We start from the raw sequence: 21779 nt of genomic DNA, 5'->3' as shown, positions 1-21779 counted from the left end.
CCTGGGGGTGCAGGTCGCGTCTGTACGGCCTAGCCTTTGCTGCAGGAATGGCCTCTGGAGCCTCATCAATGGCATGGAGTGACTGCCCCACTGGCGCCCTCGAGGTGACACCCGAGCTGGCCGCCGGGATCTGGTTCGTGTTCCTGGCCGTGCTGGTGGTGGTCGCCATCGGGTTTCAGCGGGTGAACGAGCACTTCGACACCAAGCTGCGCAGGCAGAGCGGCGGCCTGGAGTCCCTGCCTCAAGCCGTGCTTCCCATGTTCGTGGCGGCCGGCTTTGTCGGCATCGCGGTTGTCGTGATGGTGTTGCTGGTGCTCACGCTGGCCTGTTCAGACGCTTTGAAGACGTTCGATGCCTTCTGGAAGCTGGGTACGCCGATCCTGGCGCTTGGCTACTTCCTGTATCGGCTGGTGGCCGGCGCCATGTTCGCGACGACCTCCGTGGGCCTGTCCGCCGAACGGGATCCTGCCGATCCCGCCCGTCTGCTGGTCAGGCTGACCGTTGAGCGCGGCCCGCACTGGATGGCGGACATCGCCAGCGACGTCGTCATCTTGCATGAAGTCGAAGATCTCTGGCGGGCGCCGCTGGCGCGCTGGGAGCGCGCCCGGCTGCCGCGCCGCGAGGATGGCTCGCTGCGCCTTGCAGCGGGTGAGAAGACGGCGACCGAGTTCAGCCTGGACGGCGTCTCGCTGCGCGCCTTCCATCTGACTGCGCGCGTTGTTTCCTACGCGTCCTATTGGCCCGTGCCGAGCGAAAGCTATGCGCGGGTGCGCATCGACCGCTCCAGGAAATAGCTACTTGCGGCTTGCCGCGGCCAGCTGCTTGAGCCTGTACAGCGCCTCCAGCGCCTCGCGTGGTGACAGCGCATCGGGGTCCACCTGCTCCAGCGCCTGCACCAGCTCGCTGGGCTCCGGAAGCGGCGGTGGCGCGGGCGGGGCGGCAAAGAGGTCGAACTGGTCGTCGGCCGCGTTGGAGCGCGCTTCCAGCGCCTCCAGCGTCGCCCGCGCCTGGCGCACCAGGCTGGCGGGCATGCCGGCCAGCCGGGCGACCTGCACGCCGTAGCTGCGACTGGCCGGGCCGGCCTGCAGCTCGTGCAGGAAGACGATGTCTTCGCCGCTCTCCACGGCCGAGACGTGCCAGTTCTGCGCCATTGGATGCTTGGCGGGGAACTCGGTCAGCTCGAAGTAGTGCGTCGCGAACAGCGTGAAGGCGCGGGTCCTGTCGTGCAGGTGGCTGGCGATGGCGCTCGCCAGGGCCAGTCCGTCGAAGGTGGAGGTGCCCCGGCCGATCTCGTCCATCAGCACCAGGGACTGGTCGGTGGCCGAATGCAGGATGGCCGCGCCTTCGGTCATCTCCAACATGAAGGTGGACTGCGCGTTGGCCAGGTCGTCGGCCGCGCCGATGCGGGTGTGGATGGCGTCCATCGGCCCGAGCCGGCAACTGGTGGCGGGCACGTAGGAGCCGATGGCTGCCAGCAGCGCGATCAGCGCCACCTGGCGCATGAAGGTGCTCTTGCCGCCCATGTTGGGGCCGGTGATGACCAGCATGCGCGTGCGCGCGTCCAGCCGGCAGTCGTTGGGCATGAACTCGGCACCGCCGGTCTCGGCAAGGCGGGCCTGCACGACGGGGTGGCGGCCCGCCTCGATCTCCAAGCAGGGCTGGCCGATGAACTCCGGACGGCACCAGTTCAGCGTGATGGCGCGCTCGGCGAGGGCCGCCAGCGTATCCAGGCCGGCGAGCGTGCGGCCCAGCGCCGTCAGCGGCTCCAGGCGGCTGATCAGCGCATCGATGACCTGCTCGTACAGCAGCTTCTCGCGCGCCAGCGCGCGCTCCTGGGCCGACAGCGCCTTGTCTTCGAAGGCCTTGAGCTCCGGCGTGATGTAGCGCTCGGCGTTCTTCAGCGTCTGCCGGCGCTGGTAGTCCATCGGCACCTTGTCGACCTGGCCCTGCGTGACCTCGATGTAGAAGCCGTGCACCCGGTTGAACTGCACGCGCAGGTTGGCGATGCCGGTGCGAGCGCGCTCGCGGGTCTCCAGATCGAGCAGGAACCCGTCGCAGTTCTGCTGGATGCCGCGCAGCTCGTCCAGGTCGGCGTCGAAGCCGTCGGCGATGACGCCGCCATCGCGTGGCAGCAGGGCTGGCTCGGCAGCGATGGCGCGCTCCAGCAGCTCCAGGATGTCGGCCGGCGGAGTCATGGCTGCGTCGCGCAATGCGGCCGGGGTGGTCGTGCGCAGTGCGGGCAGGGCCTGCAGCGTGGCGCGCAGACCGGTCAGCTCGCGCGGGCGCACCTGGCGCAACGCAATGCGGGCGGCAATGCGCTCGACGTCGCTGACCGACTTCAGCGCCTCGCGCAGCGGCTCGAAGCCTTCTGCATGCAGGGCCGCGATGGCTTCATGGCGTGCAACGGCCTCGCCACGGTCGCGCTTGGGGTGCAGCAGCCACTGGCGCAGCATGCGGCTGCCCATGCCGCTCTTGCACGTGTCCAGCAGCGAGAACAGCGTCGGCGACGACTCGCCACGCAGCGTCTGCACCAGCTCCAGATTGCGCTGCGTGGCCGGCGGCAGGTCCATCAGCTCGCTGGCGCGCTGCACGCGCAAGGAGCGCACGTGGGCCAGAGCGCGGCCCTGGGTGTGCTCCGCAAATGCCAGCAAGGCGCTGGCGGCGGCGTGGGCCAGTGGCAGCTCATGTGCGTTAAAGCCTTGCAGGTTGGCCACGCCCAACTGCTCGCACAGCTTGCGCTGACCCAGGGCGGCGTCGAACTGCCATCCCGGGCGGTTCGTGACCGGGAAGCGCGCGCGCATGACACTCGCCGGCTGCTGTTCCCGGTTGACCAGGATCTCGGCCGGCACCAGCCGAGCCAGCCAGGCCGGCAGCTCGACGTCGCTGCATTCGGCCAGGCCGATCTCGCCCTGCGTGAGCGACACCCAGGCCAGCCCGTGCCGGCGGCCTTGACTGCTGACGCTGAGCAGCACGGCGTCCTGCTTGTCGGCCAGGAGCTCGGTGTCGGTGATGGTGCCGGGCGTGACGACGCGCACGACCTTGCGCTCCACCGGCCCCTTGCCGGCGCCGACCTCGCCCACCTGCTCTGCAATGGCCACCGCCTCGCCCAGCTTGATGAGCTTGGCGAGATAGCTCTCCAGCGCATGCACCGGCACGCCGGCCATGACGACCGGCTGGCCGGCGCTCTGGCCACGCTGCGTCAGCGTGATGTCCAAGAGCGCATTGCATTTGCGCGCATCGTCATAGAAGACCTCATAGAAGTCGCCCATCCGGTACAGCAGCAGCGTGTCCGGGAAATCGGCCTTGAGGCCCAGGTACTGGGCCATCATCGGCGTGTGCGCGCTGAAGTCGGCGGGCTGGCTCATCGAGATCTTTTTTAGGAATAGCAAAGCCCTCGGCGGAGGGCTTTAATCGGCGGGGCAGTTTAAGCGGGCGGCACGGGGTCGCCTGCATGGAGGACACGGACATGACACGTTCCCTGGTGCCGCGCGCTGCGCGGCTGGCCTGCGCGATGGTCGCGCTAGCCTGCATGGCGGCGCAGGCCGGGCCGTCGGTCTGTGCCGATGTGGCCGCCCAGGCGCGCAAGCTGCCGGACTCGGCGTGGCATGGGCCTGAGCCTCTGGCGCCCTGGTTGCGGCGCCAGGAGCCGCGTCACCCGCGGGCCGCCTTGTCAGCGGTCGAGGAGGAGTTGCTGGAGAACCCGCGCTGGCGCCAGGTCCTGGGTGCCGGCCCGGAGCAGTCGCTGTCCATTGAACGCCTGCAGGGCACCTCGGTCCATCGTGTGGACCAGGTGGCGGGCACCGCCAACTGCCAGAGCTACGTGCTGGTGGAAGCCCGGCCCGGCTTGCCCGCGCGGGTGCTGGAGACGCCAATCAGGGGTGAGCAGGCCATGGGTTTGTGCGTCACGCAGTCGGCATTCTTCGCCACGGTGCAGGGGCAGCCGGCGCTGGTTGTGGGCGGGCCGGATTCGATGCTCGGCCTGGATCAGCACTACCGCGTCTCGACCTGGGACGGCAAGGGCTGGACCCAGGCCTGTTCGCTGGCGCTGAAGTTGCGGGAACGGTTGCGCCAGACCGAGCGGCGCTGCCAGGGCGAGACAGACTGGTGCGATGCCGCTGCGGCGCTGGCGCGCGACCTGGCCCAGGCGTACGACGACGACCGTCGGGGTGGTGCCAGCCTGGAGCCGCAGGCCTTCGCCGATGGGCGCGATCCAGACCGTTTCATGCGCGCATCGCTGCGCCTGCCCGATGCCGGCCCCGGCGCTGCGGGTGATCCGGCGCTGCAGTTGCCGGTACTGGGCGGCGAGAGCCGTGACTCCCACCTCTTTTTGTCGAGCTATTCGAACGTGGACTTGCGCCGCCTGGCCGTGTGGCTGGACGGCCGCTGGTGGATGGCCGTGGTCGGCCGGGCAGGCGTGGGCTGGCGCGAGTCCACCAGCACGCTGGTGACGCTTTATGCACCGCTGGGCCGGGCCGTCGACGTGCGGGCGGGATTCCGCTTCACGCTGGAGGCTGCAGGGCTTGCTGCGGCGACGGCGTCAGACTAGGGCAGTGTGCCCAATGACAAATGTCCAATGACAAAGAACAAGGCCCGCTGTCGCGGGCCTTGGTTGTCTTTCACGTCAAGCGGCCCGCAGGCCGCTTGACGTTCGCGAGGTGCCTGACAAGCCGCGGGGCCGGTCTTCGGCACCTGCTCAGTCTTCCGACTTGAAGACCAGCTTGACTTCGTGCGTCTGAGCAGCGCCCGTGCCCTCGAACTTCCACTGGCTCAGCGCGTCGATGGCGGCGCGGTCGAAGACGCGCTTGGGTTCGGCTTCGACGATGTCGACGCCCGAGACCTTGCCGTCGCCAGCGATGGTCATCTTGGCGCGCACGCTGCCGGCGTTGATGTTCTTCTTGATGGCCTCGCCGGGGTACTCAGGGGCCACCTTCTTCAGAATCTTGGCATCTGCGTGAGCCATGGAGGCGGCGGCGGCGAGGGCGAGGGCGACAGCGGTACGGGCAAACATCAGAGGGCTTCTTTCGGCGATTTGGATTGATGGAATAGACGGCTTTTGGCCGTGTTGCAAAACGTATTCTGGCGAGGCCTCCCCCCACGGGTAAGGGGGGTGGCCGTGCATAAGTCACGCCGCGATGCTCGGGTTTGCCCGTAGTTGCCGCCCCCGCCAACTTCGTCACGGCGCGGGCGCAAAATCTATGGTCACCCCCGTTTTTGCAAGGGCTGAATGCAGGTTGAGGTGAAGATGGTTTGCGTAAATCTATCCGGCGTCTGGATAGGGATCGTTGATCCCTGCGCCACGATGAGAGTCGCACCTGGCAGTCCTTAAAAAAGCCTCGGCGTTGGTCGCCGTTTTTACGATCTGGATGCCTGCCAGGCCGAATGGGCCGTTCACGTCATCACTGCTACAGCGGTCGCAAAACCTGTTGGGTGCCCCGGTTGGGGTTGAAGAGCAGAAGGGAGCTGGAGTTCAGGCGGCTGCCGGTTCTGGTCGCAACTTGCCCGGCTCATAGACCGAGTGCCCGCGCGCCAGCGCCCAGGCCATGCGCGCGAGCTTGTTAGCCAGCGCGCAGGCAACGACGTTGGAGTGACGGCGCGTGAGCAGCGCGTGCACCCAGTCGGCCAGCGGGCTCGGGTGTTTATGCATGCACAGCATGAAGACCCGGGCGCACTGCACGAGCAGCCGTCGCATGTTCTTGTCGCCGCGTTTGCTGATGCCCAGCAGCGTGGCCTTGCCGCCGGTGCTGTACTGGCGCGGCACCAGCCCGAGCGAGGCCGCGAAGTCGCGACTGCTGGCGAACTGATGCCCGTCGCCCATCTTGGCGGCCAGCACGCTGGCGGTGATGGGCCCCACGCCCGGCAGCGTCATGAGCCGCTGGCCCAGGTCGTCCTCGTGAACTTGCTGGCTCAGTTGCTTCTCGACTTCGGCGATCCGCCCGTCGAGGTACTTGAAGTGCTCGTGAAGACGCTCCAACACTGACACGAACTGTGGCGGGAGATCCTCATGCTCGGCCAACAGCGCCGGCAGCCGCTTGATAACGGCGAAGCCGACAGGCAGACCAATGCCGAACTCCAGCAGGAAGCCGTGCATCTGGTTGGCGGTCTTGGTGCGATCGTGAACCAGTGACTCACGCACACGGTGCAGCATGGACAGCGTCTGCTGTGCCTCGGTCTTGGGGACGACAAAGCGCATGGTGGGCCGCGAGGCGGCCTCGCAGATCGCCTCGGCGTCGATGAAGTCGTTCTTGTTGCCCTTCACGAACGGACGCACGTACTGGGGCGAGATCAGCTTGACCTCGTGACCCATCGCGATGAACTTGCGCGCCAGGTAGTGCGCGCCGGCGCAGGCCTCCATCACGGCCGTGCAGGGATGGAACTTGGCGAAGAACTCGACCAACTGCTTGCGGTTGAGCTTCCTGCGGAACACGGCCAGGCCCTTGCGGTCCTGGCCGTGCAGGTGAAACGAATGCTTGCCCAGGTCGATGCCGACCAGCGTCACAGAGTCCATGATGACCTCCGCCACATAGAAGAACACCCCGGCAACTTATGTCACCGGGGTGTTCGGGGCAAACACGGAGATGGGGGTGACCATCTCATTAAAGCCCTCGCGAGGAGGGCTGGTGTTAGGGGGCGTGCCGGGCTCAGACCGGAGCGTCGCCGCCGACTTCGTCCTTCTTGATTCGCACGGGGCCGCGCTTGCGTGGGGCGGCCGGCGCGGGCGCCGGCGCAGCCGCAGCCTCCGCGGCAGACGGTGCCGGAGCGGCGGCGTCTTCTTCCTTGATGACGCGGGTGTAGGGGGCCAGCATCGTCACGAGCTGCGCGTAGATCTTGGGGTTGCCGGCCACGACCTCACGCTGATGCAGGAAGTCGGCCTCGCCGGTGAAGTTGCCGATCAGGCCGCCGGCCTCGCTGACGATCAGCGAGCCCGCCGCCAGGTCCCAGGGCTGCAGGCCGGTCTCGAAGAAGGCGTCGTAGTAGCCGGCGGCGACGTAGCAGAGGTCCAGTGCGGCGGCCCCCGGGCGGCGCAGGCCGGCGCAATGCTGCATGACCTCCTCGAACATCTTCACGTAGCGCTTGAAGTTGTCACCGCGTCGGAAGGGGAAGCCGGTGCCGATCAGCGCGTCGCTCATGCGGGTGCGCTTGGACACGCGCAGGCGTCGGTCGTTCAGGAAGGCACCGCGGCCCTTGGTGGCGTAGAAAAGGTCGTTGCGGGTCGGGTCGTAGACCACGGCCTGCTGCACGACGCCGCGGTGCGCCAGCGCGATGGATACGCAGTACACCGGCAAGCCGTGGATGAAATTGGTGGTGCCGTCCAGCGGATCGATGATCCAGACGAACTCGGAATGCTTGGCGCCGTGGGTGCGGCCGGACTCTTCGGCCAGGATGCCGTGGTCGGGGTACGCGCCCAGCAGTGTCTCGATGATCACCCCTTCACAGGCATGGTCGACCTCGGTGACGAAGTCGTTCGGGCTCTTGGTGTTGATGCGCAGAGCTTCGAGGTCCAGCGAGGCTCGGTTGATGATGGCGCCGGCCGCGCGCGCCGCCTTGATGGCGACATTGAGCATGGGATGGAGAGACGTCTGCTGCATGCGGTGCACTCGCTGGGAAGAAGGGGCTGACAGGAGGAAAGAGCGGCGGGGCCAAGCCCCGGATAATTGCGCGATTCTAGCCGCTAGCCCCGTACAAACCCGTGGAATCCACACGCTTCGTTCTCATCAACACCAGCCATGCAGGCAACGTCGGTGCGACGGCGCGGGCGATGAAGGTGATGGGTTTTCGTGACCTGGTGCTGGTGGCGCCGCGCTTTGCCGACGTGCTGTGCCACGAGGAAGCGGTGGCCATGGCCAGCGGGGCGGCCGACATCTTGGCCCGTGCCCGCGTGGTGCCCACGCTGGCCGAGGCGCTGGACGGCGTGGACTTTGCCTGCGCCACGGCCATGACACCTCGAGACTTTGGCCCGCCCACCCGCGAGCCGCGAGCCTTGTTCGCCGAACTGGCTGCGCGCGAGGCGGCGCCGCGACTGGCCCTCGTGTTCGGCTCGGAGCGCTACGGCATGAGCAACGAGGACGTCTACCGCTGCCACGCGGTGCTCAGCATCCCGACGCATCCCGACTACGGCTCGTTGAATCTTGCCCAGGCCGTGCAGCTGCTGGCCTACGACTTGCGCCAGGCCGTAGGCGGTTTCGGCGTGCAGCCACGCACGCCCGATCCCGAGCTGGCCGATGCCCGCGCCGTGCAGGGCCTGCTGGAGCACCTGCAGGCGGCGCTGACCGACATCGGCTACCTCGACCCCGCCGCGCCCAAGAAGCTGATGCCTCGACTCAACCAGCTTTTCAACCGGGCCGGCCTCACGAACGAGGAGGTTCACATCCTGCGCGGCATCGCCCGACAGATGCAGAAGACCGCAGCGCCAGCAGGCCCAAGGTAGGCGCGCCTACACTGGCTGGCCTCTCCCCACCGGCAGCACCATGTTCCAGCGCCTGCGCGAAGACATCGCCCTCATCCTCGAACGCGATCCGGCCGCTCGGTCGGCGTGGGAGGTGCTGACCTGCTATCCGGGTCTGCATGCGCTGATGCTGCACCGCCGCGCCCACTGGTTCTGGCAGCGCGGCTTCAAGTGGCTGGGCCGCTGGATCTCGCACTGGAGCCGCTGGCTGACCGGCATCGAGATCCATCCCGGCGCCCGCATCGGCCGCAAGGTCTTCATCGATCACGGCATGGGCATCGTCATCGGTGAGATGGCCGAGATCGGCGAGGGCTGCACTATCTACCAGGGCGTCACGCTGGGCGGCACCTCGCTGGTCAAGGGCGCCAAGCGGCATCCGACGCTGGGCCCCGGCGTCATCGTCGGCGCAAATGCCAGCGTCCTGGGCGGCTTCACCGTGGGCGCGGGCGCCCGCATCGGCTCTGGAGCCGTCGTGACCAAGCCCGTGCCCGCGGGCGCGACGGCGGTGGGCAACCCGGCCCGCATCATCGAGGCCGCCAGCGAGCAGGCCCGTGAGGAGGCCGCCGCCAGGATGGGCTTCTCCGCCTATGGCGTGACCCAGGGCGACGATCCGGTCGCGCTGGCCATGCGAGGCCTCATCGACAGCGCCTCCGGCCACGAGCACCAGATCGCGCTGTTGTGGAACGCGGTGTGCAAGCTCTCGACCCAGGCCGGCCGGCCCGTCGGCGACTGCGTACCCGATGACGCTCAGCGCGACGAGGCTTTTGACGCAGCGGAGATGAATCGTCTCGTCAAGTGAGGCGCCTCGTTCGCGGCGGGCGCGAGCTGGATGAGAATCGCGGGTCCGGGCCTTGACGGCCAGCCCCTCCCTGCGACGACCTGTTGTGCTTCTGAGCGAGTTACGACTGCGGCTTTCCTCTGGCTGGCGATGGCTGCTCGGTCTGGCGATGGCCACAGCCGTCGCCACGGCCGGCGCGGCGCCGGGAGGCAAGCGCTGGTCGAGCCTGGCGGATATCACTTTCCAGCATCTCACCCAGGAGCAGGGCCTGCCCAACGCCATCGCCACTGCGGTGGCGGAGGACGGTCAGGGTTTCCTGTGGGTGGGCACGCTGGGCGGCTTGGCGCGCTGGGACGGCTACCGCTTCAAGGTCTACAAGGGTGGCCTCCAGCAGCCCGGCGCGCTGCCGGACAATTACGTGCAGTCCCTTCATGGCGACGCGGCCGGCCGGCTCTGGGTTGGCACCAGCGCGGCAGGACTGCTCCGGCATGACCCTGCGACAGACCGTTTCGTGGCCGTCCCGGTGGGCGGGCCGCAGGGCCTGAGCCATGTCAGCGTGCGCCAGATCGCCGACGACGGCGCCGGCGGGCTGTGGGTCGTCACCGACGGTGGGCTGGATCATCTGGACCCGGCCAGCGGCCGCGTCGAGCATGCCAGCGCGCCGGGCGCTTGGGCCGAAGCGGCGGGGGCGCGCGTCTGGACCGTGCTGCTCGACCACCGTGGTCAACTCTGGATCGGCAGTGCGGCAGGGCTGTTCCGTCGCCCCACCGCGGGCGCACCCCTGGAGGCCGTTGCGCTGGCGCCCGGCCGCGTCGTGCAGCCCCAGGCGCTGGCCCAGGACGGCACCGGGCAGATCTGGGTTGGCAGCCTGCATGAGGGTGTCTTCTTGCTTGGCCGCGAGGGTGACGCACCGGCCATAGAGGTGCGTGAGACCGGGATGGGCGGGAAGGGCGACCTCTTCACCAACAACCAGATCACCCGCCTGCTGGAAGTGCAGCCGGGCGAGATGTGGGTGGCGACGCTGGGCCAGGGCGCCGTGGCCGTGGACATCCAGAGCCACGAGACCCGCCGCATCCGCCACGTGCCGGCCTGGCCTGTCAGCCTGGCGGACAACGCGCTGCGTACCCTCTACCGCGACCGCTCCGGGCTTGTCTGGGTGGCCTCCAATCGCGGCCTGAGCCGTTACGACCCGCGCCAGGACGGCGTACTCACCAGGCTGGGTGCGAGCGCCGATGTCGGGGACGCGCTGGACTCGCGCTTCATCAGCACCGAGATCAGCTGGATCCTGCCCATGCCGGACGGCAGGTTGTGGCTGGCCACGCACAAGAGCGGCGTCGACATCCTCGACGCCGACGGCGCTCGAGTGTCGGGGCTGCTGCCGGACGCCAGCCGCCCCGAGAGCGCGCTGCCTTCGGACATCGTGCTGGGCATGGTTCGAGCGGCTGACGGCAGCGTCTTCATCGCTACCAAGCGAGGCCTCTACCGGGCCGACGCCGACGGCCGGCGCGTGAAGCGCATACGCCTGGCGGGGCGCGACCCGGCGGCGTCGACCTGGGCCTTGCTGGCCGACGGCAACACTTTGTGGATAGGCGGCCAGTTCGACGGTCTTTGGCGGCTGGACCTGACCAGCGGCCGAAGCGCGGCGGTGGTGCCGGCGGCGCCGGGCCTGACCGACCAGCGGATCATGGTGCTGGCCCGCGGGGCTGCGGGTGAACTCTGGGTTGGCACGCGCAATGGTCTGAACCGCGTTGACCCCATCGGCAACGGCGTCGTGCGCTACCCGGCTGGGCCGACGCAGCCACGCGGCCTGTCGGCCGGCTTCGTGACCGCGCTGATGCTGGATGCCGAGGGGCGGCTGTGGGTGGGCAGCTATGGCGGTGGCATCGACGTGCTGCCGGCGCATGGCCATGCAGACGCGACGCGGCGCCTGGGTCTGGCCCAAGGCCTGCCCGACGGTACGGTCAATGCGCTGCTGCAGGACTTGCAGGGCCGCGTCTGGGCCAGCACCGATGACGGCCTGGCGCGCATCGACACCGGGACGATGACGGTGCATGCGCTGCGCCGTGCGGAGGGTGTCGTCTTCCCGACCTACTGGACCGGCGCCGCGGCGCGCACCGAACGCGGTGAGTTGTTGTTCGGCGGTGCCGGCGGCATGACGGTGGTGCTGCCCGAGAAGCTGCAGGCCTGGGATTACCGGCCCCAGGTGCTCGTGGCGGACGTGCAGGTCGGCGGCCATTCGGTGGCGCTGGCGCCGAGCGACTCTGCGATGCTGGCGGTGCCAGCCGACGGCAACAGCCTGGCGGTGGAGTTCTCGTCCAGCGACTTCTCGGCGCCGGAGCGCAACCGCTATGCCTACCGGCTCGAAGGCTTCGACGCCGGCTGGATGGCCGCCGATTCCTCGCGGCGGCTGGCGGCTTATACCAATCTGCCCCCCGGCGACTACATGCTGCGCCTGCGTGCCTCCAACCGCGATGGACAGTGGGGTGAGCGCGAGTTGGCCCTGCCGGTGCGGGTGGGTGCGGCCTGGCACCAGACCTGGTGGTTCCGCGCGGTCCTTGCCCTGGGGCTGGTGCTGCTGCTGATGGCGGCGGTGGCTGCGCGCACGCGGCTGCTCCGCCACCGCCAGCTGGAGCTGGAGCACAAGGTGCGAGAGCGCACCGCCGAGCTGCGTGCTTTGCACCAGGCGTTGGAGGAGAAGTCGGCGCAGCTGGAGCTGAGCAGCGTGACCGACCCGCTGACCGGGCTGCACAACCGTCGATTCCTGAGCGATCACATCGACCAGGATCTGGCCGCCAGCCTGCGCCGTTCGCAGGAAACGCTGGCGGCGGGCGGACAGCCGCTGGATACCGACAACGTATTCCTGCTGCTGGACATCGACGCCTTCAAGCGCATCAACGACCGCCATGGCCATGCGGCAGGCGACGCCGTGCTCGTGCAGTTCGGCGCGCGGCTGCGTTCTGTGCTGCGCGAGTCCGACTACCTGGTGCGCTGGGGTGGCGAGGAATTCCTGGCCGTGGCGCGTGACACCGACCGCGCACGTGCCGAGGAGCTCGCCGAGCGCATGCGGGCCGTGGTCGCCGCCACGCCCTTCCGGTTGGACGACGGCAGCGAGATCCTCGTCAGTTGCTCTGTCGGCTTCGCCTGCATGCCCTTCGAACCGGAGCGCCCGCAGGCGCGCAGCTGGCAGCAGGTCGTCAACCTGGCGGACCTTGGCCTGTACGCCGCCAAGCATTCCGGCCGAAACGCCTGGGTTGGCGTGCACACGGCTGTCGGGCGTGGTGCCAACGGCCGGCGTGTCGTTGGGGATTTCGGCATCAGTAGCAGCCGGGCACTGGAGGAAGTGGCTGTCGCGATACGTTCGTCCTCCACGCCCGATGCCCTCGTCGATTGAGCGCGGCCTTCAGGGCAGCGCCATTGCGGCCACGTCAGGGCGCTGCGAGCGGACGTTCTTCATCTTCGCTGGAAGGTTGGCCTGACCAGGCACTTCCTCTCCTGGTTGCACGTGATCCGCGCGACCAGCGTCATGGAAGGTGTGAATGCATGGCAGCGCAAGGTCACAAGACGCGCGAGCACTTCCCCAGCGATGAATCAGCCACCAAGCGCATCCGGCTGGCCCTGCGCAACATCACCGACGACCAGGGCCGCGCCGCGCACAACTGGAAGGCCGCGATGAACCAGTTCGCCATCCTCTGCGAGGACCGGTTCATCAGACCCATCACGTAGGATCCCAAATCGCCATCGCGACGTCCGTGAAGGTTCAACGAGCCTCACATACAACAATCGGACAGGCCCGGGAGGGGCGGCTTGCCTGCATCTTTCTCCGCTGACCAGCGACGAGGCCATGGTGGCGGGAGGCGAAGCCTCCCATCCTGGGAACTCCCCTAACTAGACACGCTCGGCAAGGCTTGATGCAATGCAACATCATTTCTCGCCTTGTGCATGAAACTCATTGGCTTTTGGTTGCTGGTTTTGCTCGCCGTGCTGGTGCCGGCGACAGCGTCCATTGCCACGTCGATGATCTGCCCGACGGTGTCGGTCGCCAAGGCGCACGCCCGCGGGCAGTACGTTCAGGCCGAGAGCGGCGTCAAGCATGCCGCAGCATCGGGATCCCATGCGAGAGTGGCGCTGCCAAAGGCCAAGTCGTCCAAAGCAGCTGACACGGCGGATCAGCAGGGTGGTCACTGCTGTGACGCGACGCCTTGCAGCCAGTGCGCTGGCTGCGGCACCTGTGCCTCCTTGGTGGCAGCAGATTTCGGCGCACAGGTTCCGCCGCTCGCCATTGCGCCGCTGCTTGAGAGTCGCGGACCGCGCGCGGAGTTCCTGCTCTCCGGTCAGGAGCGCCCGCCTCGAAGCAGCTGACTCAGCGTGACCGCCGGCTGGCGGCAGGCACGGATGTGCTTGCCGGCCGCGCTGGCCAGGATTGGCTGAGTTGCATGCGTCGATCGACGGGCCCGGTCTTCTGACTCCCCAGCCTTCAGAGAAGGCCGTTCTTCCTCGTCCATCGCATGTGCTCGCCATCGAACAATTGGTTCGAAGGTGCTCTGAGTTCGTGTTCGGCCTCCATGAGGTCGACAGCGTGCGGCACCCAAATGGATGTACATGATGTCTACGAAACTTTCGCAAACTGCGGTCGCCGCGGCCGTTCTCCTCTTCTTCAACAGCGCCGACGCGCAGCAGGCTCCTGAAGTCGGGGCGGGGCAGACCGCCTCGCTCGACAAGGTCCAGATCACCGGCAGCCGCATCAATTTCAAGCAGGCCCAGATCTCGGGCGTTGGCCCGGTCACCGTGATCGATGCCGAGACCATCCAGCGTACCGGCGCGATTTCCGCCGAGACGCTGCTGCAGCGGCTGCCCGCCTCGGCGGGTGGCGCGGGCAATCAAACCAACGCCTACTGGACCGGCAATGGCTATGGCACCACCCAGGTCAATCTGCGCGGCCTGGGCATCAACCGCACCCTGGTCCTGCTGAACGGCCGGCGTGTCGTCAACGGCGGCACCGGCGCCAACAGCGCGGTCGACCTCAACATGATCCCGGTCGCCATGATCGAACGGGTCGAGGTGCTCAAGGACGGGGCCTCCGCCATCTACGGTGCGGACGCCGTGGCCGGTGTGGTCAACATCATCACCAAGACCGGCCTCAAGGGGGGCGAGGCCTCGGTGCGCTATGGCCAGACGTCGCGCGGTGACGGCGACGAGACTGCCGTCGACCTGGCCTGGGGCCTGCAGTCCTCGAGCGGTTCCTTGGTTGCCGGGATCAACTACTCCGAGAGCGGCGCCATCAACATGGCCACACGCGCGCCCTGCGGCCTCGGCGAGGTCAGTGGCAAGCTCGAATGCGTGGGCAGCTCGGCCACCATCGGCGGCCGTGCCCGCCTGGCGGATGGCCAGCGCATCAACTTCAACCAGACGCCGGGCGGCAACGCAAGCGCCTACGAGACCTACTCGGCCACCAAGCACAACTACAACAGCAACCCGGCGCTGAACGCGGTCAACCCGATCAAGCGCCTGGGCATGAGCGCCTTCGGCACGCTGAACCTGAGCGAGAACGCCCAGCTCTTCACCGAGATGCTGTTCTCGCACCGCGAGTCGAATCAGCTGGCCACGGCCGGCTCGCTGGGCGTCTATCGGACGATCAACATCGCCGCCAACCACCCGACCAATCCCACCGGGCAGAGCCTGGTGCTGGAGCGTCGCCGCCTGGAGGAGGGCGGTACGCGTACCTTCTCGCAGGAGTCCAACATCTTCCGCGTCGTGGCCGGCGTGAAGGGCAGCCTCGGTGACAGCTGGGACTGGTCCGCCGCCGCGAACTGGGGGCGCAACACCGGCTCGGACGGCACGACCAATGTCGCCAACCTGGATCGCGTGGACCTCACGCTGGATCGCAGCAAGTGCAGTACCACCCCTGGCGCAGCGATTCCCTGCGGCAACTACCTCGGCTACGGCAACCTGACGCCCGAGGTGCTGCGCTACATCATGGCGACGACCCGTGACACCGGCGGCAACGACCAGAAGGGCATCAGCGCCAACATCAGCGGCGAACTGTTCTCGCTGCCCGCCGGCCCGGTCGGATTCGCGGCGGGGGCGGAGGCGCGCAAGGAGAGCGGCTGGCGCAACCCCGACAACCTGACTGTGCTGGGCATCGCCAACACCAACCGGCAGGACCCCATCGCGGGCTCCTACAACGCCCGCGAGGTCTATGCCGAGCTGGCCGTGCCGCTGCTGCGCAAGCTGCCCTTCGTCGAGTCATTGCAGTTCAACACAGCCGCGCGCTACTCCGACTACAGCCTGTTCGGCTCAAAGAGTACCTACAAGGCCGGCCTGGACTGGCAGGTGGTGCCCAGCCTCAAGCTGCGCGGCAACGTGTCTTCAGCCTTCCGCGTGCCCAACATCCCGGAGCTGTACGGCGGCGTGTCTGAAGGCAACCTGACGACCACCGATCCCTGCAGCAACTGGAGCGCGCTGCCCACCTCGTCGGTGGTGTCGCAGAACTGCAAGGCCGCCGGTGTGCCGGCCGGTTTCAAGCAGTTGGGCAACACCATCCTGACCACCGTGGGCGGCAACCCCAAGCTGGAGCCCGAGGACGCCAAGACCATCACGGCCGGCGCGGTCTGGTCGCCGGTGAAGACGCTGACCCTGACGCTGGATTACTACAGCATCAAGATCAGCAATGCCATCCAGAGCGTGGCCGGCTCGACCAAGCTGGCCACCTGCTACAACACGCCGGGCCTGGCCCACATCTTCTGCAGCCCGGCCAGCTTCACCCGCAACAAGACCACCGGCGAGATCGACTTTTTGTCCTCTCAGCCCGTCAATGCGGCGGACGAGAAGATCTCGGGCATCGACGTCGGGGCCTTGTACGAGTTCAACCTGGCGGGCATCACCACCACGCTCAACGCCGAGCTGTCGCACCTGAGGAACTACCAGGTCCGTCCGTTCCCGGGCGCTGCGGCCATCGATTACACGGGCAAGATCACCGGCGGCCGCGGCAGCTACACGCAATGGCGCTCGCTGGGCTCGCTGACGATGGCCAAGGGGGCATGGTCGGGGGCATACACGCTCCAGTACATCGGCGCGGCAGATGACATCAACGCTGCTCCGGCGGACCTCGGCGCCAGGGCGCCTGCGGTGACCTACCACTCGGCCCAGTTGAAGTACGCGTTCAGCAAGCAACTGGACTTCGCCGTCGGCATCGACAACCTGTTCGACAAGAAGGCGCCGTTCATCAAGTCCTACACGGATGCGAACACCGACACGATGACCTACGACCTGCAAGGCCGTCGCTGGCACGTTCGCGCCGGCTATCGCTGGTAAGCCCCGGCGGTACCGCGGGCTTCGGCCCGCGGTACCGCATGCTCAACCGCTGTGAGACAAAGCTAATGAATCTACCCTTCTGGGTGCGCCGAGCCCATAAATGGATCGGCCTCGTCATCGGCGTCCAGGCCTTGCTCTGGATGCTCAGTGGCGTCTATATGACCGCCATCTCCCTGGACGTCATTCATGGAGACCATCTCGCCCATGTTTTCAACGAGCCGCTGGATGCCCGTCACGACCGGCTGGACGTGGAACAACTGGCCCGGCTGCAGCCCGGGTTCGAATCCCTCAAGCTGAAGAAGTTCCTGGGCCGAGAGGTCTACGAACTCCGTGCCGCGGGCAAGGCCAGCCTCGTGGACGCACGCTCCGGGGAACTGCTGAGCCCCCTGCAGCGCGAGCAGATCGTCAGCCGTGCGCGGGACATCTACCAGGGCGAGGCCGAGATCCGGGAAGTGACCTGGATCACCCAGGCACCGCAGGAGGTGGCCAGGCGGCCGGTGCCGATGTGGGCCGTCCGCTTCGACGACCGGGCCAACTCGACGCTGTACTTCTCGCCGGATACCGGCGACCTGCTGGCGCGACGCCACGACCTCTGGCGCTGGTTCGACTTCCTGTGGATGTTCCACATCATGGACTACGACACCCGCAGCGACGTCAACAACGGCCTGCTGCGGGTGGCGGCTGGCGTGGGCCTGCTGTTCGCGCTGAGCGGCGCCTGGCTGGTGTTCTACAGCTTCCGTCGGAGGGCCCTGGCATGACGCCCTGGATGCGCAAGATTCACAAGTGGATAGGCCTGGCTGTCGGACTGCAGCTGGTGCTGTGGATGTGCAGTGGCTTCGTCATGAGCCTGCTGGATGCCGACAAGGTGCGCGGGCGCGAATTCCGGGCGCCGTCGGCGGCCCGGCAAGCCTGGCCTGCCGACGCTCAGCCCGTGAACCGGTTGCTGGCCGCCGCGCGCGAGCCGGTACAGCTCGTCTCGACAGGCTGGCTGGTCGACCAACCCGTCTACCGGCTGGTCCGCGACAAGGCCACGCAGCTCATCGACGCCCGCAGCGGCCAGCCCGTCGTGCTCGACGCTGCTCTGGCGCAACACATCGCCGAAGCCTCCTACCGCGGGCCTGGCAAGGCGCTGAAGGCCGAACTGGTCGAGCGCTCGCTGGAGACGCGGGCCCATGAGGGGCAGGTCTGGCGGGTGGGCTTTGACGACGCCGAGGACACGACGGTCTACCTGTCGCAGCAGGGCGACGTGCTGGAGCATCGCAACAAGACCTGGCGCCTGTTCGACGTGTTCTGGATGCTGCACATCATGGACTACAGCGGCCGCCAGGACTTCAACAACCCGCTGGTCGTCAGCGCGGCGGTGGGTGGCTTCTGGCTGGCGCTCAGCGGTATCTGGCTGCTGTTCACCAGCTTCAGCCTTGCCGAGTTCATCCCCAAGCGCTGGCGCGGCACTCGCGCGCTGATGGTCCACGCAGAGGACGGCAGCAAGCTGCGCAGCCTGCGCGGCCACGCAGGCGACACCGTCTTCGTGGCGCTGGCGCAGCAAGGCCTGCAGTTGCCGTCCAATTGCGGCGGTGGTCAGAGCTGCGGCCTGTGCGAGGTGCGTGTGCGCGGCGCGGCGCCCCAAGCCACCAGCGCCGACCGTGCACTGCTTTCTGCGGAGCGCATCGAGGCAGGTTGCCGCTTGGCTTGCAACCTGCCTCTGGACCGCAATCTCGACATCGAGGTGCGCGGCGGCGCCGAGCTCGGTATGGTCCACGATGCCGAGGTCGAGAGCGTCCGAGCGCTGTCGCCCTTCTTGCGAGAGGTCGTGCTGAGACCCGGGGCCGTGCCCGGCCCCGAACACCGCCCGGGGGCGTTCATCCAGGTCCATGTGCCGGCCTACAAGATGGACAGGCACCAGCTTGATGCCCCCGACGAGCATCGCGCGGCCTGGGCCGGCCTGCATCTGCCCGCGCAATGGCGCAGCGGTGTGCCGCTGCGTCGCTCGTACTCGCTGTCCGCGCCGGTGCAGCAGACCGACGGACGCCTGACGCTGCTGGTGCGCTTCTGCCATGGCAAGCATGGCGGCAAGAACCATCCGCCGGGCAAGGGGTCGGCTTACGTCTTCGGCCTCAAGGCGGGCGACAGGCTGAAGTACAGCGGCCCCTTCGGAGACTTCGCGATCCGGCCTGGGGGGCGCGAGAAGGTTTTCATCGGTGGCGGCGCCGGCATGGCGCCGCTGCGCGCGATGGTCCGCGAACTGCTGGCATCGGGAGCTGCCGAGCCCGTCCACTTCTGGTACGGCGCCAGAACAGCCCTGGATGCGCCCTATGTCGAGGAGATGGAGGCGCTTGCCGCGCGCTACCGCAACTTCAGCTGGCAACTGGTGCTGTCCGAGCAGCGCGAGGCGGGCGCGCCTGCGGGGCTGGTCCACGAGGCCGTGCGCGAGGGGTTGCTCAAGCGCCACCCCGACCTGCTGGCCTGCGACTTCTACCTCTGCGGGCCGCCACCCATGCTGGCTGCAACCCGCGCGATGCTGAAGCTGCTGGGCGTGCCGGACGACAGGGTGGCCTTCGACGACTTCAAGATCTGAGCCAGACGGGGAGGGCTTTCAAGAAAGCGCTTGACCCTCCCACGATGGCAAGGATGACAGTGGAGTCCCGATCAGGACAACCAACGGAGACGTCAGATGATCAGCTTCGAAGTGAACGACATGACCTGCGGCCATTGCGTCAGCACCCTCACCAAGGCCTTGAAGGCCGTGGATGCAGGCGCCCGCGTGCACATCGACCTCGCGTCGCATCGCATCCAGATCGAACCGGCGCAGGCCGATGCCGACGAGCTGGCAGACGCCATCCGGGAGGCCGGCTATACGCCTGCGCCGGTGGCCGGCGTCATGGCAGCCATGCCTGCTTCGTCCACCGGCACGTGCTGCTGCCGCTGAACCGGCGGCGGACTTTGGAACGGACCTGCCAGCCCCTTACACTTTGAGCATGAGCAAGTTCTGGCGGATCGCACTGGCATGGCTGCTGGCCGTGGCGTTGCCCATTCAAGGGTACGCCGCCCAGACCATGATGCTCTGCGGCCCGGCCAGCCACCAAAGCGTGATCGAGGATCATGCGGCGCACGATCATGACCATGCCGGCATGGTCGATCATGAAGCCCATGCCATGGCTGACGCGGGCGTGGCTGCGCAGGATGCCGACGACGCGCAACCCGCGCAGGCCCAGCATGCGGGCAAGTGCAGCGTGTGCTCGTCCTGCTGCAATGTCGTCGGCCTCACTGCCGCCGTCGTGAGCCTGGCCGTGGCGCCGCCCGACCTGCCCGAAGTCCCGACCCTCCAGGCCGCCCACGACCGCGTGATGGTCGGTGGGCTGGACCGACCTCCCCGAAGCGCTCTCGCCTGACGGACCGGGGCCGCGCCTAGCCGCGCCCGCCCCGACTCCAGCCTGCACCGTGCGTGTCGTGACGACACGTGCTGGCGGCAGCCTTTCAGTTCACCTGCGAGAGACGCATGAAATCCATTGCATCCGGCGTGGCGCTGGCCATGGTCGCCACGACCCTTGGGCTGGCGCCTGGCGCGTTGGCGCAGTCGGCACGGCCCGACCCCCTGAATTCCAAGGCCCAGGTTCCGGCCGCGGCCTACCGATCCGCCTTCCAGGGCTACCGCCCGAATGCCGAGACGGGCGTGGGCTCCTGGGCCGACGCCAACAAGACCGTGCACGAGGCCGGTGGCTGGCGGGCCTACGCCAAGGAGGCCCGCCAGGCCGACTCGGCCACGCTGCCTGCCGCGGCAGCGTCGGCGCCAAGGCCCAAGGGCCATGAGCATCACTGAGGTACCGACATGAAGACTTCCTCCCAACTGCCGCTGCGCCTGGCGCTACTTGCGGCGCCTGTGCTGCTGGCCGGCTGCGCCAGCCTCAGCGGCAACGGTGGCATCGCACCCGTCCAGGACGCCGCCAGGACGCACCTTGGCGCGACGCTGCTGCCCGCCGCATCCGAGCAGGATCTGGACCGCATCGACCAGCGCGTGGCCGAATTGCTCGGCCAGCCGCTGAGCGCCGATTCAGCGGTGCAGATCGCGCTGCTGAACAACCGCGGCCTGCAGGCCAGCCTCCAGGAGCTTGGCATTGCCGAGGCGGAGATGGTGCAGGCCAGCCGTCTGCCCAACCCGGGCTTCAGCATTGCCAAGATGCGCCGCGCAGACGAGCGTGAGATCGAGCGCGGTTTCTCCTTCGACCTCGCCCATCTGGTGGCGTTGCCGCTGGCGCGCCAGGTCGAGGGCCGCCGCTTCGCTGCCGTGCAGCGCAGCGTGGCCATGGAAATGCTGGCGCTCGCCGACCAGACCCGCAAGGCCTTCTACGCTGCCGTGGCGGCCGAGCAGACCGCGGGCTACATGCGCGACGTGCGGGCCACGGCCGATGCCGGCGCCGAGCTGGCGAAGCGGCTTGCGCAGGCCGGCAACTGGACCAAGCTGCAACAGGCCCGTGAGCACGGCTTCTTTTCCGAGGCGGTCCTGAACCTGGCGCGCGCCGAGGCCGGCCGTGTCGCCGCACGCGAGCGCCTCACCCGGCTGCTGGGCTTGTGGGGCGCGCAGACCGCGTTCGCGTTGCCGGCGCGGCTGCCGGAACTGCCGGCCGAGCCACAGGATCAGCCGGGTATCGAGCAGGCGGCGATGGCCTCGCGCCTTGACGTGCAGGCCGCCAAGGTCCTGGTGGAGGCGACCGCCAAGAACCTGGGGCTGAGCAAGGCGACCCGCTTCATCAACGTGCTGGAGCTGGGCTATCAGCGCAACGGCTCCAACGAAGCGCCGCGCCAGACCGGCTATGAAATCGGCGTCGAGATCCCGCTGTTCGACTGGGGCGATGCGCGCATCGCGCGGGCCGAAGGGGTCTACATGCAGAGCGTGCACCGGGCAGCCAAGACGGCCGTGGACGCGCGCTCTGAGGTGCGCGAGGCCTATCAGGGCTACCGCTCGGCCTACGACATTGCCCGGCACTATCGCGACGACGTCGTGCCCACGGCCAAGCGCATCTCCGACGAGAACGTGCTTCGCTACAACGGCATGTTCATCAGCGTGTTCGAGTTGCTGGCTGACGCGCGCGCCCAGGTCGCGGCCGTCAACGCCTCCATCGAGGCGCTGCGGGACTTCTGGGTCGCCCGCGCAGATCTCGACATGGCCCTCGTCGGCAAGCCGGCCCTGGGCGGTGGTGGCACGGCGGCGTCCGTGGCCGGTACCGCAGCCGCTGCCCATTGATTCAGGAG

At 68.0% G+C, this 21779-nt stretch carries 17 protein-coding genes and 1 pseudogene; 14 read left to right on the top strand and 4 right to left on the bottom strand.

What is annotated here, in order from left to right; all coding sequences use genetic code 11:
- Positions 1–68 precede the first annotated feature (68 nt).
- Entirely contained in the window at positions 69–794 is a 726-nt protein-coding gene (locus tag QM732_RS12515; protein ID WP_415656461.1) for a hypothetical protein, read from the top strand.
- Here the strand turns inward: QM732_RS12515 and mutS are convergent, their stop codons facing one another.
- Positions 795–3365, bottom strand: a complete 2571-nt coding sequence (gene mutS / locus QM732_RS12510) for a DNA mismatch repair protein MutS (protein ID WP_415656460.1) — start codon at positions 3363–3365, stop codon at positions 795–797. It lies immediately after the preceding gene.
- Positions 3366–3466: 101 nt separating this feature from the next.
- Here mutS and QM732_RS12505 point away from each other — a divergent pair, with 101 nt between their 5' ends.
- A complete protein-coding gene (locus QM732_RS12505) occupies positions 3467–4546 on the top strand; it encodes a hypothetical protein (RefSeq protein ID WP_415656459.1) in 1080 nt (359 codons plus the stop codon).
- 147 nt (positions 4547–4693) lie between these two features.
- Here QM732_RS12505 and QM732_RS12500 read toward each other — a convergent pair whose 3' ends face one another.
- The 3 genes from QM732_RS12500 to QM732_RS12490 form a co-directional block, all read right to left on the bottom strand.
- Positions 4694–5008 carry an energy transducer TonB gene (locus QM732_RS12500; protein ID WP_415656458.1) on the bottom strand — a complete coding sequence of 105 codons (315 nt, stop codon included), beginning with the start codon at positions 5006–5008 and terminating at the stop codon, positions 4694–4696.
- 459 nt (positions 5009–5467) lie between these two features.
- On the bottom strand, positions 5468–6505 hold the full coding sequence (locus QM732_RS12495) for an IS110 family transposase (RefSeq protein ID WP_415654893.1): 1038 nt from the start codon (positions 6503–6505) through the stop codon (positions 5468–5470).
- A gap of 133 nt (positions 6506–6638) precedes the next feature.
- Entirely contained in the window at positions 6639–7586 is a 948-nt protein-coding gene (locus QM732_RS12490) for an inositol monophosphatase family protein (RefSeq protein ID WP_415656457.1), read from the bottom strand.
- Positions 7587–7687: 101 nt separating this feature from the next.
- On the opposite strand from QM732_RS12490, the gene QM732_RS12485 reads away from it, so the two are divergent.
- The 12 genes and pseudogenes from QM732_RS12485 to QM732_RS12430 all read left to right on the top strand — a co-directional run bounded on the left by QM732_RS12485 (position 7688) and on the right by QM732_RS12430 (position 21771).
- Positions 7688–8425 (top strand): RNA methyltransferase, encoded by a 738-nt coding sequence (locus tag QM732_RS12485; RefSeq protein ID WP_415656456.1) that lies wholly within the window; start codon positions 7688–7690, stop codon positions 8423–8425.
- A 40-nt stretch (positions 8426–8465) separates the two neighbouring features.
- Entirely contained in the window at positions 8466–9242 is a 777-nt protein-coding gene (gene cysE / locus QM732_RS12480; protein ID WP_415656455.1) for a serine O-acetyltransferase, read from the top strand.
- Positions 9243–9390: 148 nt separating this feature from the next.
- Positions 9391–12612, top strand: coding sequence for a two-component regulator propeller domain-containing protein (locus QM732_RS12475; RefSeq protein ID WP_415656454.1), 3222 nt, complete (start codon positions 9391–9393; stop codon positions 12610–12612).
- A 135-nt stretch (positions 12613–12747) separates the two neighbouring features.
- Positions 12748–12944: pseudogene (locus QM732_RS12470) on the top strand (IS256 family transposase); the annotation flags it as partial.
- A gap of 216 nt (positions 12945–13160) precedes the next feature.
- Positions 13161–13580, top strand: a complete 420-nt coding sequence (locus QM732_RS12465; RefSeq protein WP_415656453.1) for a hypothetical protein — start codon at positions 13161–13163, stop codon at positions 13578–13580.
- A gap of 243 nt (positions 13581–13823) precedes the next feature.
- Entirely contained in the window at positions 13824–16532 is a 2709-nt protein-coding gene (locus tag QM732_RS12460) for a TonB-dependent receptor (protein ID WP_415656452.1), read from the top strand.
- A gap of 65 nt (positions 16533–16597) precedes the next feature.
- The gene (locus tag QM732_RS12455) at positions 16598–17290 is read left to right on the top strand and encodes a PepSY domain-containing protein (RefSeq protein WP_415656451.1); all 693 of its coding nucleotides are present in this window, start codon (positions 16598–16600) and stop codon (positions 17288–17290) included.
- The gene (locus QM732_RS12450) at positions 17287–19107 is read left to right on the top strand and encodes a 2Fe-2S iron-sulfur cluster-binding protein (RefSeq protein WP_415656450.1); all 1821 of its coding nucleotides are present in this window, start codon (positions 17287–17289) and stop codon (positions 19105–19107) included. Before QM732_RS12455 ends, QM732_RS12450 begins: the two co-directional genes overlap by 4 nt.
- Before the next feature lie 96 nt (positions 19108–19203).
- Entirely contained in the window at positions 19204–19458 is a 255-nt protein-coding gene (locus QM732_RS12445; protein WP_415656449.1) for a heavy-metal-associated domain-containing protein, read from the top strand.
- A 49-nt stretch (positions 19459–19507) separates the two neighbouring features.
- Positions 19508–19921, top strand: a complete 414-nt coding sequence (locus tag QM732_RS12440; RefSeq protein WP_415656448.1) for a hypothetical protein — start codon at positions 19508–19510, stop codon at positions 19919–19921.
- A gap of 107 nt (positions 19922–20028) precedes the next feature.
- A complete protein-coding gene (locus QM732_RS12435) occupies positions 20029–20349 on the top strand; it encodes a hypothetical protein (protein ID WP_415656447.1) in 321 nt (106 codons plus the stop codon).
- Between the two features lie 9 nt (positions 20350–20358).
- Positions 20359–21771 carry a TolC family protein gene (locus QM732_RS12430; protein WP_415656446.1) on the top strand — a complete coding sequence of 471 codons (1413 nt, stop codon included), beginning with the start codon at positions 20359–20361 and terminating at the stop codon, positions 21769–21771.
- The last annotated feature ends 8 nt before the right edge of the window (positions 21772–21779 follow it).

The organism is Roseateles sp. (genome assembly GCF_047654805.1).
GTDB lineage: Bacteria > Pseudomonadota > Gammaproteobacteria > Burkholderiales > Burkholderiaceae_C > Pelomonas.
This window is presented reverse-complemented; position numbering and strand designations above follow the sequence as displayed.